Annotated in this window: 17 protein-coding genes and 1 riboswitch; of the genes, 8 read left to right on the plus strand and 9 right to left on the minus strand. The window is 54.7% G+C overall.

Features of this window, described 5'->3' with window-relative positions; genetic code table 11:
• Positions 1-189 precede the first annotated feature (189 nt).
• Positions 190-1,337 (minus strand): IS3 family transposase gene (locus AC2Q8J_RS06785; RefSeq protein WP_486452169.1). Its coding sequence is split into 2 segments (ribosomal slippage): positions 190-1,103 and positions 1,103-1,337, totalling 1,149 coding nucleotides; the frame shifts between segments, so codons are not numbered across the junction.
• A gap of 150 nt (positions 1,338-1,487) precedes the next feature.
• Here AC2Q8J_RS06785 and AC2Q8J_RS06790 point away from each other — a divergent pair.
• The 4 genes from AC2Q8J_RS06790 to nadS all read left to right on the plus strand — a co-directional run bounded on the left by AC2Q8J_RS06790 (position 1,488) and on the right by nadS (position 2,980).
• Positions 1,488-1,844: a hypothetical protein gene (locus tag AC2Q8J_RS06790; protein WP_486452470.1), complete on the plus strand. Its 357-nt coding sequence runs from the start codon at positions 1,488-1,490 to the stop codon at positions 1,842-1,844.
• 105 nt (positions 1,845-1,949) lie between these two features.
• Positions 1,950-2,264, plus strand: coding sequence for an HNH endonuclease (locus AC2Q8J_RS06795; protein WP_486452471.1), 315 nt, complete (start codon positions 1,950-1,952; stop codon positions 2,262-2,264).
• Between the two features lie 94 nt (positions 2,265-2,358).
• Positions 2,359-2,700, plus strand: coding sequence for a type II toxin-antitoxin system RelE/ParE family toxin (locus AC2Q8J_RS06800; protein WP_486452472.1), 342 nt, complete (start codon positions 2,359-2,361; stop codon positions 2,698-2,700).
• A complete protein-coding gene (gene nadS, locus AC2Q8J_RS06805) occupies positions 2,693-2,980 on the plus strand; it encodes a NadS family protein (protein ID WP_486452473.1) in 288 nt (95 codons plus the stop codon). The genes AC2Q8J_RS06800 and nadS overlap by 8 nt, the downstream gene beginning before the upstream one ends.
• 139 nt (positions 2,981-3,119) lie before the next feature.
• On the opposite strand, the gene AC2Q8J_RS06810 is transcribed toward nadS, so the two are convergent.
• Together AC2Q8J_RS06810 and AC2Q8J_RS06815 are read right to left on the minus strand one after the other, a co-directional pair.
• A complete protein-coding gene (locus AC2Q8J_RS06810; RefSeq protein ID WP_286694421.1) occupies positions 3,120-3,476 on the minus strand; it encodes a DUF3127 domain-containing protein in 357 nt (118 codons plus the stop codon).
• A 138-nt stretch (positions 3,477-3,614) separates the two neighbouring features.
• Complete coding sequence (locus AC2Q8J_RS06815) at positions 3,615-4,274, minus strand: alpha/beta hydrolase (protein WP_486452474.1); 660 nt, start codon at positions 4,272-4,274, stop codon at positions 3,615-3,617.
• 204 nt (positions 4,275-4,478) lie between these two features.
• Here AC2Q8J_RS06815 and mltF point away from each other — a divergent pair, with 204 nt between their 5' ends.
• Both mltF and AC2Q8J_RS06825 read left to right on the plus strand, forming a co-directional pair.
• Positions 4,479-5,843, plus strand: coding sequence for a membrane-bound lytic murein transglycosylase MltF (gene mltF / locus AC2Q8J_RS06820; protein ID WP_486452475.1), 1,365 nt, complete (start codon positions 4,479-4,481; stop codon positions 5,841-5,843).
• A gap of 151 nt (positions 5,844-5,994) precedes the next feature.
• Positions 5,995-6,273, plus strand: a complete 279-nt coding sequence (locus tag AC2Q8J_RS06825) for a hypothetical protein (protein ID WP_486452476.1) — start codon at positions 5,995-5,997, stop codon at positions 6,271-6,273.
• 16 nt (positions 6,274-6,289) lie between these two features.
• Here the strand turns inward: AC2Q8J_RS06825 and AC2Q8J_RS06830 are convergent, their stop codons facing one another.
• The 4 genes from AC2Q8J_RS06830 to AC2Q8J_RS06845 form a co-directional block, all read right to left on the minus strand.
• Positions 6,290-6,595: a DUF2149 domain-containing protein gene (locus tag AC2Q8J_RS06830; RefSeq protein ID WP_486452477.1), complete on the minus strand. Its 306-nt coding sequence runs from the start codon at positions 6,593-6,595 to the stop codon at positions 6,290-6,292.
• A 4-nt stretch (positions 6,596-6,599) separates the two neighbouring features.
• Positions 6,600-7,043 carry a MotA/TolQ/ExbB proton channel family protein gene (locus AC2Q8J_RS06835; protein WP_486452478.1) on the minus strand — a complete coding sequence of 148 codons (444 nt, stop codon included), beginning with the start codon at positions 7,041-7,043 and terminating at the stop codon, positions 6,600-6,602.
• A 22-nt stretch (positions 7,044-7,065) separates the two neighbouring features.
• Positions 7,066-11,511, minus strand: a complete 4,446-nt coding sequence (locus tag AC2Q8J_RS06840) for a cobaltochelatase subunit CobN (protein WP_486452479.1) — start codon at positions 11,509-11,511, stop codon at positions 7,066-7,068.
• Between the two features lie 184 nt (positions 11,512-11,695).
• A riboswitch (cobalamin riboswitch) is annotated at positions 11,696-11,923 on the minus strand.
• Between the two features lie 96 nt (positions 11,924-12,019).
• Positions 12,020-12,625 carry a TetR/AcrR family transcriptional regulator gene (locus AC2Q8J_RS06845; RefSeq protein WP_486452480.1) on the minus strand — a complete coding sequence of 202 codons (606 nt, stop codon included), beginning with the start codon at positions 12,623-12,625 and terminating at the stop codon, positions 12,020-12,022.
• Positions 12,626-12,751: 126 nt separating this feature from the next.
• Here AC2Q8J_RS06845 and AC2Q8J_RS06850 point away from each other — a divergent pair, with 126 nt between their 5' ends.
• On the plus strand, positions 12,752-13,897 hold the full coding sequence (locus AC2Q8J_RS06850; RefSeq protein ID WP_486452481.1) for an aromatic ring-hydroxylating oxygenase subunit alpha: 1,146 nt from the start codon (positions 12,752-12,754) through the stop codon (positions 13,895-13,897).
• A gap of 92 nt (positions 13,898-13,989) precedes the next feature.
• On the opposite strand, the gene AC2Q8J_RS06855 is transcribed toward AC2Q8J_RS06850, so the two are convergent.
• Entirely contained in the window at positions 13,990-14,529 is a 540-nt protein-coding gene (locus AC2Q8J_RS06855) for a redoxin domain-containing protein (RefSeq protein ID WP_486452482.1), read from the minus strand.
• 24 nt (positions 14,530-14,553) lie between these two features.
• Positions 14,554-15,138, minus strand: coding sequence for an NAD(P)H-dependent oxidoreductase (locus tag AC2Q8J_RS06860; protein WP_486452483.1), 585 nt, complete (start codon positions 15,136-15,138; stop codon positions 14,554-14,556).
• A 148-nt stretch (positions 15,139-15,286) separates the two neighbouring features.
• Between AC2Q8J_RS06860 and AC2Q8J_RS06865 the strand changes: the two genes are divergently transcribed.
• A complete protein-coding gene (locus AC2Q8J_RS06865; RefSeq protein WP_204995175.1) occupies positions 15,287-15,646 on the plus strand; it encodes a winged helix-turn-helix transcriptional regulator in 360 nt (119 codons plus the stop codon).
• Positions 15,647-15,684 lie beyond the last annotated feature (38 nt).

Consider the following 15,684-nt stretch of genomic DNA (forward strand, 5'->3'; position numbering starts at 1 on the left):
CTAAACAGCTCCCAATTCACCTCAATCAAACAGCACTGACATTGCCCCCGCCAAGAACAAACTAGGCGGAAAAAGCTTGCGGGATTCGTGCTACGAATTTATGGTAAAAGCCTAACGCAGTTAAGGATGTACTGCCCCAGTACCCAAGGAACGGTGTGCAATTCCTTCTACTGAATCGCCACCAATCTTCTAGGTACTCGCCAGCCTCTCGTGGTGCTGCTTCTCAAACTCTACAGGTGACAGCTGGTTATTAAAACCATGGCGACGCCTGCTGTTGTAAAACAGTTCTATGTAATCAAATATGTCACTGCGGGCTTCGTCCCGGGTGCTGTAAATTTTACGCTTGATTCGCTCGCGCTTTAGTAGCTGGAAAAAGCTTTCAGCCACCGCATTGTCGTGACAATTTCCCCGCCGGCTCATACTGCCTTCCAATCCATGAGCTTTAAGAAAGGCGCTCCAGTCGTGGCTGGTGTATTGGCTTCCTTGGTCAGAGTGCACCGTCACCATCGATTGGGGATTCCGACGCCAGACAGCCATGAGCAATGCATCAAGCACCAGCTCTTTGGTAATCCGTGATTGCATAGACCAGCCAATCACCCTCCGGGAGAACAAGTCGACAACTACCGCCAAGTACAGCCAACCTTCGTGCGTACGGATGTGGGTAATATCGGTGACCCAGCTCTGATCTGGTGATTCAGGACTAAATTGCCGCTGTAACCGGTTAGGAGTAACAATATGCACCGTGCCGCCAGGTGCTCTGGGTTTCCTATAACCAACCTGAGCCCGTAATCCTGCCTGCCTCATGAGCCGGCGGACGCGATTCGGCCCACATTGCTCCCCATGATCGCGCAGGTCGCTGTGTATCTTGCGATAACCGTACACACCGCCAGACTCAAGCCAGAATTGTTTGATCATCCCAGTCAGGCGCTCATCAGCTTTGCTGCGCTTGGACTTAGGCTGCTTTAACCAAGCGTAGTAGCCGCTTGGATGAACATCCATCAAGCCGCAGAGGGTGAGAACGGGCAGTCTGGAGGCCTGCTCACGAATAAAGGCGTACCTCACTCGGGGTGGCTGGCGAAGTACGCCGCGGCTTTTTTTAAGATGTCACGCTCCTCGGTGACACGCTGGAGCTCTTTCTTTAATCGCCGAATCTCTGCCTGCTCGTCAGTTTTGGCTTGGTAATCGTTCGCTTCAGGCCCGTACTTCTTGATCCAGGCATACAGACTATGCGTTGTGGTGCCAAGTCGGCTGGCAACCTCCGCGACACTGTGACCGCGATCGGTAACCTGTTTAACCGCTTCTATCTTGAATTCTTCTGGGTAACGCTTGTTGCTCATACATACCTCTCTTTAAGCCATTTTCTCTGGCCGGGAGGTATCTAGCAAACTGGGGGCGATTCAGAGATTATTAAATTCTATTTGCTCCTAGCAGTAGCGGGCGGAGCACTCTCTTTTATCGGCTATTGTTTTCTTGGTGAGCAACGTTTTGTGGAGCTATCCAAATGGTATTTCGCAGCGTTCTTCCTTTTCTTCGTTTCATTCGGCGTTCTCGCAAGCATTCCCGGAAAAGTTGCAGCCTATATCCGAACTATAAATGGAGCTTTATTGTTTCAGTCTTCATTTACTATGAGCATAGCCATGTTTTTGCACCCCGGTTGGCAGAGCAAGTTTTTTGGTACAGGCGGCGGTTGGCGAGGTCAGTTAGTTTCCATCATTGGAAATGCAATCTATAACCTCGGAGCAAGGGGTGTTGGCGCCGTATTTTTAATTTTAACTTGCGTTGCAATCATATTGTTGTGGGCAGATTTTCAGCGAATTAAGAATGGCAGCTATGAAGCCATATGAGCACATAACAAGGCCAGGCAGCGCGACCCATTTTTCGTTGCGCTTTGCTCCACTACAAATGGTCGCCTGCTGGCGGCGTTATGCGTAAAGGCATCGAGATCGAGTATGGCGAATAATTGGAATATTCCGGCAGAGCTTGAAAAGGAAGTCCGAGAAAGAGATAAGGTCTGCGTGTATTGCGGTAGTGAGTTCTTATCTCACAAAGAGTCGGCCAAGGCTGCTGCTAGCTGGGAGCACATCATTAATGATGCAAAAATAATTACTAGAGAAAATATCACGCTCTGTTGTCGCGGCTGTAATGCCAGCAAAGGGCAAAAGCAGCTTTCTGTTTGGCTGCAAACAAAATACTGCAAAGAGCGTGGCATTACACCAGAGTCAGTTGCACCAATAATCAAGCAGGCAATTGCAAATGGGGAGTAACGTCACGCATAACAAGGTGCTGTTGTCGCAGCGCAAAGAGCGCGCCCCCACGCCCTCTTGACCAAGGGTAATCCAATGGATTACCCTTGGCGTTATGCAGACAATCGTAGAGCTACCTGAATTCCTCAAGCGAGCATTGAGCCTTCTGAGCCAGGAAGAGAAAGCCAGCATTATCAATTACTTGGCTTTTCATCCCCAATCTGGAGACCTAATGCAGGGCACGGGTGGGATTCGGAAGCTGAGGTGGTCTGCCCAAGGAAAAGGTAAAAGTGGTGGGGTTCGCGTAGTTTACTACTACCACAATGGCACGATGCCGCTGTTTTTATTAACCGTATTCGGGAAAGGTGAGAAAGCGAACCTGAGCAAGTCAGAGAGAAACGAACTTGCGAAGTTCACCGCCCTTTTACGCAAACACTATGGTGGCAATGATGACTAATGCATTTTCAAGTATTAAACACGGGTTGGCGGAAGCAATAGAGTTTTCCAAAGGAAAGCCCGGCAAAGCTGTTGTCCATGAATTTGGCCCGCTGGATGTTAAGAAAATTCGAGCAAAAGTCGGCATGTCACAAAACGAATTTGCTTCTGCTTTCGGTATCAGTGTAAGCACTCTACGTCACTGGGAGCGTGGTGATCGCACCCCGCAAGGGCCAGCATTGGTGCTATTGAATGTCGTCGCTAAAGAACCTGAAGTCGTGCTTCGTGCGCTGGCATCGTAACGCTAACAAGCGCAGGCATCGCCGCGACGAGAATCAATAGGATCAAAGCCATTGATTCTAATTCTAGCCGCCACCTACCTATGACTGCCGCGCCCCTATAGCCCTTGGGTAAGGTCTGCACTACCGACGGCTCAAGGAATCAAAACGGAATGTCGTCATCGGTGTTGCTAAAGGATTGATCATATGGCGTGTTGTCTGCCGGGGGGTAGGGTTCACTGTCAGCGGCACTGGCGTCTGACTGGATTTTCCAGCCGACCAGATTATTGAAGTAGCGCCCGTTGTACTCGCGCCCGCGAATGTCGAAGCTCACGGTAACGTTCTGCCCAACACTGAGGCTGTCCAGCAGGCTGATCTTTTCTTTTAGGAATTCCAGGCTGATATCCTGCGGGTAGTTGCCGTCTTCGACGGTGACCACCATTTCCCGCTTGCTAAAACCGCTATTGAAGGTTTGTGTTTCCTGAATCAGCTTAATTTTGCCGGTGAGCTCGTATGACATGCTTCTCTCTCGGGGGTTACGTGTGTGCCACTAAATGGCCAAACGCATTGTACCAAGGCCCCATTGAATCACCAGACTTGGCGTCAATGGGCAAACGTGATTCATTGCCGCCCTCTGGCTATCTCCTCTGACTACCCCTCAGTCCAGCCCCAACCACGCTTTGAGGCTGTTCCCGATATCGATGATTTCCTCCATACAGACTTCATGCTGCATGGGGTAGCTGCGGTAGGTGGGTTTAAAGCCCATGCTTTGCAGGATTTGATCGGCAGTATGGCCCATCACTTCGGGCACCATTGGGTCTTGGCTGCCGTGGAAAATATGGATAGGCAGGGCTTTATTGGCCTCGGAGAGCGTTACTTCCTTGGCGGTGGCGAAGTAGGTAGACATTGTCAGTAAACCCGCCAGCGGTTTGGGATAGGAAAGCGCGGAGTGGTACACCACTGCCCCGCCCTGGCTAAAGCCTGCCAATACGATGCGCTCGCTGGGAATACCGGCATCCAGCTCACGCTGAATTAGCTCGCGCACGGCCGCAGAGGAGGCTTCTATCTGCTCGGTATCAATCTCGCGCTCAAGCGACATGGCGAGTATGTCGTACCAAGCGGGCATGACCATGCCGCCATTGATTGTGACGGGAATCTCCGGCGCATGGGGGAAGATAAAGCGCACGCCGTGATTTTCCGGTAGGCCAAGGTGAGGCACCACCGGCACAAAGTCGTGGCCGCTGGCACCCAGACCATGCAACCAAATAACGGCGGCATCGGCCGTCGTTTGCGGTTCTATTACTTCACATTTGAGCAAAATTCGGCTCCTAAGGGTTTGTCCGTTGCGGGGAGAATATCACGTCCAGACGAGTCCAGCCTGTTCTACAATAGCTTACGGCCCTACATAGAGAACGAGCATTAGAGAGAACCCGCAGGCGGCACTATGTACACCAGAAAACCCACTGAATCGGAACAGCGTCATCTTTCGTAGCGCTACAAAATAACTCCACAAGGCCTATTAATGAGCACACGTTTGATTTTCGCAGCCCTTGCGTGCCTCGGCTTAATCGCCTGTAGTCACGACGGCACGTCGACCACCACTAGCGAGCCCCGAACACTCAGTGACATTAAAACCTCGGGGGAGCTGCGGGTACTGATGCGCAATGCGCCTACGATTTACTACCTGGACAAAAATAGCCACGCCGCTGGGCCGGAATATCAGATGGCGGAGGCGTTTGCGGAACACCTCGGGGTAAAACTGGTGGTTGTGCTTGAGGAAACCATTACCGATACCCTGAATACCCTAAAAGCGGGAAAAGCCGATATAGCGGCGTCGGGACTCACGGTCACCGACCAACGGGAAGCCCAGTTCCTGTTCTCAAAGCAGATAGAGCGTGTTACCGAGCAACTGGTATGCCGTCGCGGCGGGAACGTGGCGAAATCGCTAGATCAACTTCATAAGGTCTCGCTGGAAGTGGTTGCTGGCAGCAGCTACGAAGAGACTTTGCAAACCCTAAAGCTTAGCAACCCTCAATTGAGTTGGAAAAGTAATACCCAAACCGGCACCGAAACCTTATTACAAAAAGTGTGGGACAGTAAAATTGACTGTACGATTGCCGATTCCAATATCGTCGAGGTGAATCGCCGCTTTATGCCGGAGCTGGTTGTTATGCTCGATGTGAGCCAACCCAAGTCACAGGCGTGGATGCTGCCCAAAGGCAGTTCGTCACTCAAATCTGCAGTGAACACCTGGCTGAACAGCAACACCGGCAAGGCCACTGCCCAGTTAGTCCACGACCGTTATTACAGCTATATAGAGCAGTTCGACTTTGTCGATATACGCACGCTAGTCAAACGCATTGAAGATCGCCTGCCCAAGTATGAGTCGATCTTTGCGAATGCCGCCAAACAACACAACCTCGACGAAACCCTTATCGCCGCGCAAGCCTATCAAGAATCTCATTGGGACGCTCATGCCAAGAGCCCCACTGGCGTGCGTGGCATTATGATGCTGACGCAAAACACCGCAAAGTCATTGGGTGTTAAAGATCGCCTGAACCCTAAAGAGGCCATTCCCGCTGGCGCGCTATACCTGCACAAGATGCGAGAGCGCTTTGACGACACTATCCCAGAGCCAGATCGCACGTATATGGCATTGGCTGCTTACAATATCGGTCGTGCTCATATGCATGATGCGCAAACCCTGGCTCGCAAATTAGGCAAGGACCCTGCGCGATGGTCAGATATGAAGGAAGTACTGCCATTGCTATCGGATAAGCGCTATTACAAAGACTTAAAATATGGCTATGCACGGGGCCTGGAACCTGTGCGCTATGTACAACGGATAAGGAACTACGAAGACATTATCAAAGGGTATGATGAGTAGGATGCGAAGCCACAGCGTCTCGCAGCAATAGAGCAACATGCTCTACAGCGGCCTTTCAGGGTGAGGTCGATGCAAACTCACGCCTACGTGCACGTTTAGTCCGCCTTTATTTGCTAGCATAGGCGTATTCTTGGGTTTGAGGCGGGCACGCGTGAAATCACTATTACAGAAAATTTTCTGGCCAATTCTTAGGGTTTTTGAAACAGAAGAAGAGCTCGCCAACTATAAGCCCTCTCATCGGGTGATTTTAAATATTGTAGGGTCACTGTTTGTATTGTTATCGCTGGGGTCCGCAGCAGCGGCACTCAACAGTGACCAACTTGGCGCGCTCGTTCCCGTCGTCGTGTTTTTCTGTATCGGCTTTGTTTCGCTGCTTGTCGGCGCTTTGGGCTCGGACAACGCAGTGGCCAAGATCTGGGGCAATAAATAAGCGTTTGCAGGCCGCCTCACTCGCCGATCAGAATCAGCTTTCCGGTTTCCGGGTCGCGATATACAGTGCCCAGAGATTCGTAGCCGCTGCCGTCTTGCAGCTGTGACTGCATACTGTCCGGCGCCTGGGGCAGCTCTTCACCCAGTGATAAATCCCGCTGCTGGCGTGTGCTGTCAAAGTGCTGCTGTAGCTCGGGGCTATAGGCCACCAGCGCGGCGATAAGGCCGCAGGCAAATACCAGAATTATGTCCACCAGGTTCGCCATGGGCCCCAGTGGGTCGTCGTCGTGCTCAAAGAAGTGACTGCGCCGCCAATCATCCATTGTGCTATTCCCCTGCGTCTGTCGACGGCGTTAGTGCCAGCAGCGCTCGGTCGTACCAGCGGCGGCGCAAGCGGCCAAGTACAAAGCCGATCATGCCCGCCAACAAACCGATAACCGTGGTATCAAAGGCCGTGATCATCGCCGTGGTGAGCACCTGCAAGTCGCCCTCACCCAACGCGGCCAGCCCTGGCCCCAATGGAATCAGTGTGCCCATGAGGCCGAGCATGGGCGAGAGTCGCGTAACAAAATCTGCTCTCTCGATGCGCCGTCGTCCCGTTGCCAGTAGCGCGGCGCGGCTCATGCGTGCAATGCCGCCAAAGCGCTCACCCAGCGCCAGGCCACACTCAAACACTGCCACTGCCAGCATCATCAACAGCGCCCACACCACAGGCTCTAACAGCAGGCCAGATAACGTATGTAAAACATCCAGCGATAAACTCGAAAACATAGCGATCTTCCTTTTCTAACGGTTACGCATTAGCGCGCAAACCGCGGCGAATACCCGCACCAAATATCACGACGACAATTGCCAGCAGCCAATACCATGTTGGCGACATGGCACTGCGCGCCGGCTCACTCTGTTCAGCGCCGCCCTTCTCTGCCGACGACTCCTTGGCACGCTGGTCCGGCGCTAGCTCGCTAGGTGCCACTTGCACTTCACGAATGGTGCTGGGCTGAGCAGCCGGTTGCTCAGCCGCCGTGCGGCTGCGCGCCAACACGGCCTCAAGCTCCGCAGCGCGCTCGACGCTGAGCTGGGCTTTTACTAGCTCATACATTGGGTGATTGGCATGGGTGTGGCCGCTGCCAGGGTTGCCGTGCTCAATAATATTGCTGGCAAACTGCTGGGCGAGCTGGGCGGTGATTTGCTCACCGGCCTGCCAGAAGCCTTTGTCGATGGCCACCAACATCACCGCCAAAATATTGGTTTGCACATAGCGTTTATCACCTTCGCTCAGGAAGATATCCAGCCCGAGGTCGCGGCTGTCGTCGATGTAAACGTCTTTTAGTTCGTTCCACACCGCGTCGCTGATTAACTCCGGGCTGGTGACTTCCCAGCCCCAGAGGTACTCGACGAATTCACTGCCCATGGTGCGCGCACCGGCGTAACCCTCTTCCATTAAGGGTTTGATCCATTGAGGATTGAAGAAGCGACCGCGCAACTCGGTGGCGAGCGTTTTCTGTAGGCTATCCATGCGCAGCGCATCGCTGCGGGCATGATTGATCACAGCGCTTTCCGGCTGGCGGCCGGTGACGGTTTCCACGGCCAAATTAAAACCGCCGAGGTAGTCGAAGGCGTCGTTATTGTCGATCAAACCGTAGAGGTTACTGGCGCGCCCGAGAAAGGTTTTGGATACACCCGCCAGCTGGTCGCGAAACACTTGCTGCGCCGCCTCGCCCTGTAAACCCACGCCGAAGGCATGCCCCATACGCTTAAGGTAGACCTCGCCCAGTTCTTTCCGGTCTTTCCAGGCACCTGAACGCTCAACCAGTCGGTTAATACCTGCGCCGTAACCGCCCGGCGCAATACCAAAGACGCGCAGGCTGGCTTGCCGCCCCACTTCACTGGCATGCATCCCCGGCTGCGCGGCGAGCATCGCGCGCGCCTCTGCCACCCAGTTAGTCGCCACTTGGTTTTTCTCCAGCGGCTCGCGACCACCGGCGGCGGTGTCTTCGATCAGCGCCAGCGCGGCGTTGAGGGCGGGCCGTAAATTCGGGTATCGCTCTGCGATGGTGTCGCGGCTGGCATCCAGCGCCATTAACACGGCGCGATCAAGCAAGGCCATATGTCGCCCGTATAAATCGCGAAACAGCCCAGAGGCGGTAAACAACACGTCCATACGCCGGGCCTGATCCTCGCCCAGTTCGATGCGCTCCAGCCCTTTTACAATGCCGCGACTGTTCCACACCGGTCGCATACCCAGCAGTTTGAGGCCAAAGGCCACCATCGCCCCCTCGTCTCGCACCGCATCCGAAGCCCAAAGAATCACGCCCTGTTTATTGGCAGGACCCGCTTCGCCGTATTTGGCGGCAACGCGCTGGGCTTTTTCACGCAGCAGAACCTCGTCGCCTTGCTCACCGCGAAGCACCTGATCAGCCAGCTGGCGCCCAACCTGATAGCCGAGCTTGCTGGGAATAAGACTGCCGTCCAGGGCGTGAAAGTTGCGCCCGGTGGGCAAGGCCTCGGGGGTTCGAATCGGGTCGTTGCCTTTACCGGGGGCAACAAAGCGCCCATTCAAGCCATTGAGTAGCGCGGTCATCTCGGCTTTGGGAGAACGCGTCAGGTCTCGCCGCCACACCGCTTTTTCAGCCTTAGTCGCGCCGCTGTCGGCCATCGAAGCCAACATGGTATCAACGCCGGTCGTGCTCCAATCGCGACCCAATACATGCAGGCCCAGCGGCATAAAGTCTTCCTGAACATGGGTCAGGTAGTGGCCGACTTCGTGGAGAAAGAGCTCTTCATCAATCTCTTCAAAACCGATACCTCGCACTTTTAGCTCTTCGTCCATAGACGCTTCCAGCTCATCGCGCAGACCATATTCATCGATTTTCGCCCTGAGCTGCGCCAGCGCGCCGCTGCGGATGAACGGGTCACTCGCGGCCTCGGCGCTCTCCACTAACTGCCGCACTTCCAATAGCTCATCGTAAAGCTCAGTAACTGCCAGAGGCGGTGTTAAGTGATCCACCATCACCGCTAAGCCACGGCGTTTGGCTTGAATCCCTTCGCCAACACCATCGACGATGTAGGGATACACCCCCGGCAAATCACCCGCGATAATGCTCGGGTAGTCGTCTTCCCCCAGGCCCACACCCCGGCGCGGCAAAAACTCGTAGGTGGAATGACGACCCACATGCACCAGCGCATCGGCGCCAAAGTCATCCTGCAAGTAGCGATAGAACGCTAGGTACTGATGCGGCGGCGGAAAACTCAAATTGGCGTGCAACAGCTCTTCGTTCAGTTCCCAGCCCCGCGGTGGCTGCGGGCCGACGAAGACATTGCCAAAGCGAACGCCAGGCACCAGCAAACGCTCGTCCCAGACCATCACCTTACCGGGAGCGTCGCCCCAGCCGCGAATGCCTTCAATGCCCAGCGCAACCAGCGCTGCCACCCGCGCCTCGGCGGCCCGCCATGACGCCTGGCCACCACTGGCCACAGCATCAATTTGCGCCTGGTATTCGCTCTCTAGCTGCTCCAATAAATCCAGTGCCCGATTGCGGCTTTTTTGACGCACACCATCGAGGGCGTGGTGAAGATTCGTGACGGTATTGTGCATACTCTCGGTGAGTAGCGTTAAACGTTTCTGGCGCAGGCGAAAATCCTGAAGTGCGCTGAGCCGCTCAAGCTGACTCACCATACGCTGGTGTAACTCTCCCAGCGGGCCAGCCACCATTTCCTGCTGTACGACCTTGGGCAGCGTGGCAAACCACTTCCGGTAATCGTCTGCACTCAGGCTGGCGACCTTGCCAGACATCTCCGCCAATGCCTGGCGATCTTCAGGTAAATTCACGCCCCGTTCCTGCAGCAAACTCAGCAAGGCCTCGGTATTCTCCGGAAGCTTTCCGGTGTGATAGCCCGCAGACTGCAATGCCTGCAGCATTTCCAGCAAACTGTCGGGCACATTGAGATTATCTGCGCCGATATTGTGGCGACCGGGAGGGTGGTTGTAGTAGACAATGGCGATCCGTTTATCGACGTTGCGCTTGTTTTGCAGCGCCAACCAACGCTCTACCCGCCGCAGTTGCCGGGCCAACTCAGCGCCCACCACTTTGCTGCGACGCAGCTTGGCACCGGTGGCCGGGTCGATACCGGAGTCTGACGCCAGCGAGAGAATTTGCGCCTGTCCAATGCCCTGTAGTTCAGGCATGGCCAACCGGTAGTGCACTGAATCTGCGGGCAAACCCTGAGCGGAAAGCTGCCAGTCACTATAGCCCCAGTCCAGCACCCGCAGGCCTTTCAACACAGGCAGGTTAAGCGCTTGCAGTGCATCGAGAACCGCTTGGCGACCTTCACCGCCGCCGACGACAAAGTCCTGCAGAGAAATAATGACCGAGGGCGTCGCCGCACGCTTACCGGCCATTAGCGTTGCGATGGTATCTACAGCGTCGACGCTGGGCTCACCCCATGCCGCCAATAACGAGACGCACTGCCACTGCTGGTTTGCGCAAATAGCGCGATGCAACGCCCATTCACCGTTGAGGTCGCCGGTGTTGTGGTCGAGCACCCAAACAATGGGTTTATCGGCAGACAGTGATTTATCCAGCTCGTCACTCGTCAGCCAACGCTCCCCTTGTTTACCGTGTAAGGCCAAACGCAGCGGCGCCTGTTCGCGCAGTGGTGCGGCATCCCCATCATTCAGCAGCGCAATCAACGACTCGGCATTCACCGCCGAGCGGTGAATCCAATACGCCCGCGCCTGCAACCACGCGCTGTACTCAGGAAATTTTTGCTGACTGGCCGCCAGTGACTCAGCATCCAGCGCCAGGCCCTCGCTGCCCACAAACTGCTGACTAACGGCGCTGGAAAACGGCTGCCCATTGGCATCGCGCTGCAGCGCCATAAGCCGGTTGTCACTGTGCAATACAAAGCGGCGTTGACCGCGCGGATACGCCATTGCCAGCAGGCGTTCGACGGATTCGCCGAACACCCCGGCGAGAAGTAAGGAATGATGACTCAGCAGCAGCTGTTGTAAATCTGCGTCGTTCAGGCGCTCTACTTGGCTAACGGTGCGAATCGCTATATCCGCCTGCGGCTTCTTATCAAGATAGCGGTGAGCGCCCGCCACCAGCACCGAGGAAGAGCGGTCGGAGACGATCACCAGGCTCGCCTGCGCCGCCGAGCACAACACACTCGCTGTCAGTGCGAGAAGGAATACCAGTAACGCCTTAGTCCGGTGCCACTTATTAAAATGCTGATTCACCCGAAGTCCCTTCCTGTACGGCAGCCAAAGTAAGGCTGTGATACCGCGTGCAAATGGACATCTCGACAACTGGCATAACCAGCTATTGCGCTCGCATGCCCACCCGCATGTGATTGATAAAACGCGGTTGTCGAAAAGGGAGGAATTTAGAAGGGAAAACTGACCCTGCTACGTCGCCCACCGCAACTACGCACTGTGTTCAGGCCGGTCTCCGGGCTTACAGAAGTGGATCTCTCCAAATGTTTGACGCCTTCCCGTCGTGAGACAGTGGCCGTGCCAAACTACTTCTGATTACCGTTGCGGGGGCAGCACAGGGCTAGCATGCATGGCCAGAATCAGCACAGTATGCGCACCTGTTTCCCGTTTAACCCAAGTAAAACAACAATTGGGCACCTGGAACAGGGAGCGATCATACCGACTTAATTAACTCGGTCAAGACAAAGGCGCGGGCACTAAGTACCGGGTAGCAGACGCCAGGCGATATTTAATCGCGCGAAATTTGTGTGGGTCAGCCAATGGCTTGCGAGATCAATACTCTGAGTTTTTCCTCGTAGCCGCTGCGCAGTTCGCGATACATTTCCTCACCAAACATCTGGCTCAATGTCGGCTCGGAAACCAAAAAGTAATTCATCGCCCCGAGCAGCTGATACACGGTAATTAAGGCCTGAGCATCGGACGAAAAGGTGGACGGCGAGGCCTGCTTGGCCAACGCGATAAGCGACTCCAAAAATGGCCGCAAGTACCAGACATTGGCAGAGGTTGCGCGGTGTTTGTTGTCCAGGAGTTCGCGCATTAGCAGCTGCGTTTTGTGGGTCTGCCCTTCCAGCAGGCGGTAAAAGCGTATCAGCGTGTCTTCCAAGGCACTGCTACCCTCGCCGCTTGTGGCATCGCGCGCTGCCTCTAGTTCTGCCATCAACTGGTCAGAAATTCCTTTAAGCACTTCGCCATATAGCTTTTCCTTGCTGCCAAAGTGGTGAAGCAGGGCCTGCTTGGTATAGGGCAACTCGTCGGCAATGGCCGCAATGCTGGTGCCATAGAAACCGCGCTCGGCAAACAGACGTGTTGCCACCGACAAAAATTGCTGTCGCGTATCCGCTGCCTCACTCGTCACCATGCGCTCCTACTGTTTTTTTCAAACGGGCTGTTTGCCACACTTTATTGCCGCTTGACAGCTTACCATGTGGTAAGCATGGTTTCACTTACCACATGGTAAGTCGCGTAAATCGCAAGGGGTCGCAGCGTGAAACACACAACTGAAATCCATCGCATTAACGAGTTGCTGAAACTCAATGAAGAAAAGTCTGCCTTTCTTGACGCCAGCGTTAGCCATAACCCTGTTGAGCACTACTATTCGGCGTCGATTTTCGAGCGGGAACAGGCCGCCATTTTCCGGCAACTACCCCAGCCTCTGGTGCACAGCAGCGAGTTGAAAGAACCCGGCGCCTTTCTGCGCCGCACACTGGCCGGCTTACCTCTGCTGATCACCCGCGATGCCGATGGCCACGTGCATGTTTTCTTAAATGTTTGCCGCCACCGGGGCACGCGATTGGTAGATGAACAATCTGGCTGCAAACACCGCTTCACCTGCCCCTACCACGCCTGGACCTGGGACAACCGCGGCGAGCTCATTGGCGTACCCCATCAAAAGCTGGGCTTCCCCGATCTGGACCGCGCCCAACACGGCTTAAAACGACTTGGTTGCAGCGAGTTTGGTGGTTGGCTGTGGGTAAATCCGGCCGGCGAAGAAGCGCCGGATATCCCCGCCTTTTTGCAGGACTACGCCCCGGACTTTTCATGGTTTGGCGGCGAGTCACTGCAGCTTCTTCATGTAGAGGAGCAAACCCGTGAGGTGAATTGGAAGTTGTTGGTGGAGGGCGGCATAGAAGCCTATCACTTCCGCGTGGCCCACCGAAACACCATCGCGCCTTACTTCTTTGACAACTTATCGAGCTACGAAAGCAGCGGGCCGCACCTGCGCTCCATACTTGCCAAGCGCTCAATGGCCGACTTGCGCACGCAAGCTGAAGCTGACTGGCAGCTGCGCGACCATGCTCAGGTGGTCTACACCTTGTTCCCAACCACCCAGCTCCTGGTGCAGCCTGACCATATTGGATGGGTGCACTTTGAGCCACTCAGCGCGTCGTCTACGCGCATGCGGCTGTGTACACTGGTGCCGGCAAACCGCGTCGAAACGGACAAAGACCTAGCGCACTGGGCGAAAAATCATGCGATAACCGTGAAAACGCTCAGCGAGGATTTTGAAATTGGCGAGAGCATACAACAGGGGCTGCGCTCAGGCGCAAACGAAGCACTAAACTTCGGTCGGTTTGAAGGGGCACTGGCGGTATTCAACCAGCAAATCAATGATCGACTCTCGCCAGAATAGCGATAACACAGGGTTGCGATAAGAACGCAGTCCTTGCTGCCAAGGTGAGGTGAGCGCGCTCGCTCACCGCTTGTTCCGTTTGCCCAACCGTATCATTGATAGGCTCGCTTACCTCTTACCGGATAGTTGTTGTCCGGGTCTCGTATCCAGCGCAAACCGGAAACCAAGGTGCTTATCTCTGGGCGAACGAAGGGGTTATTTGAGATATCCACCACATGTAGCTGGCCCTCAGCATTGATAACGAATATACCGGGCTCCGCAAAGGGATGGTCGGTTTCCTGCGCTGATCGCGGGTCAGAAATATACAGGCCCAGGGCCTGCATTTGCTCGACAGACAAGCCAGTGTACAGGGGGAAGTTAACCTTGAGTTCGGCTTTGTGCGCTGCCAGCTGCTCAGGGCTATCGGCGGACACCGCGGCAATATCTACCCCACTATTTCTGAGCGTCTCTCTGACCTCCTCCAGACTGTTCAAGTACCGCGTACACAGAGGGCAATGCTTGCCGCGATAGACGACAATCATCATCCAGTCACACCCATTCTGTGGCGCAGTAATATCGCGAGTCGTTTGATCTTCGGCGGTAACGTGTATGCTCGGAAAAGGCATACCCGCTTCTAGTTTAGGCGTTGTCATAATGGCATCTCCCAGGTAAAACCATTAAAGGTGAGTGGCGAGGTGGCGTTGAAAACGCGTAAAGTCACTGTCGATATCAGGCGCCTTCATCACATCGTGCGCAGAGAAAGTAGGCAGCGGCGTCGCGGCAAAAAACTTCATATTTAAATGAACTGGTGCGAGTAAATCATCGACACTCATGCCGCTAAAAAATGGCTCAGCGGGATCGTCAAAGGCCTCCTTTGGGGCATTGAACGTCACCGACAACATGTAGCGTGTGTTCGCCAACACTCCCCCAGTGCCATAGTTGCGCTTGGGCTCAGCGGCGCTGCGGCCGTCCCCTTCGCACAGTCGCCCATCCATGCCTGCGGTATACACCTCGTCCATGTACTTTTTGAAAGACCAGGGTACCCCCATCCAGTTCGCGGGGAATTGCATCAGCACAACATCTGCCCACTGATGGTTAGCCACCTCCTCATCAACATTGTAGCCATCGGCAACAACCGTCTGGCGCACGGCGTCGCCGCACTCGCCAAAGTAGGCTGCAGCGGCGGCAACGAAGGCTGCGTTTAACTCGCCCTTTGCGAAGTCATAGGGCTGATGCCCATTGATAATCAGAATATTACTCATGAAACCCTCCAGTCAGGTCAGGACTTGATTAAGCCAAGCAATGAGAGGACGATATCGGCAGTGGTTACCAAAAACAACCAGTTACCTTTTAGTTACCTTTGAATCAGCCCAACGGGTACAGTTGGGCGAAGAACGGGGAAAGCACACAATGAAAGCACGGGTGAACGTTGACGAACGAGGCCGCCGAACCGCCAGTGATGCCTGCCTGGAGCCCTGCTCGATTGAGCGCGGCATGAGGGTGATTGGTGGAAAATGGACTGGCTCAATTATTTACCACCTAAAAGACGGCCCAGTACGGTTTAATGACCTGGTACGAATGCTCGGCGGGGCAAGTAAGAAGATGATAGATCAACGCCTGAAAGAGCTTGAAGCGCGCAATATGGTGACGCGTACCGTGATCAGCGAGCGCCCGATCGCCGTCAATTATGCGCTGACAGACTTCGGCCGCAGTGCGCTGAAAATTTTGGACGATCTGCGCATATGGTCGGAGTCCAACAATATTACTTAACCACCATCGCGAATGGGTCTGCAGCGGCCACACAGGCG

Source organism: Spongiibacter sp. C9W (genome assembly GCF_057370015.1).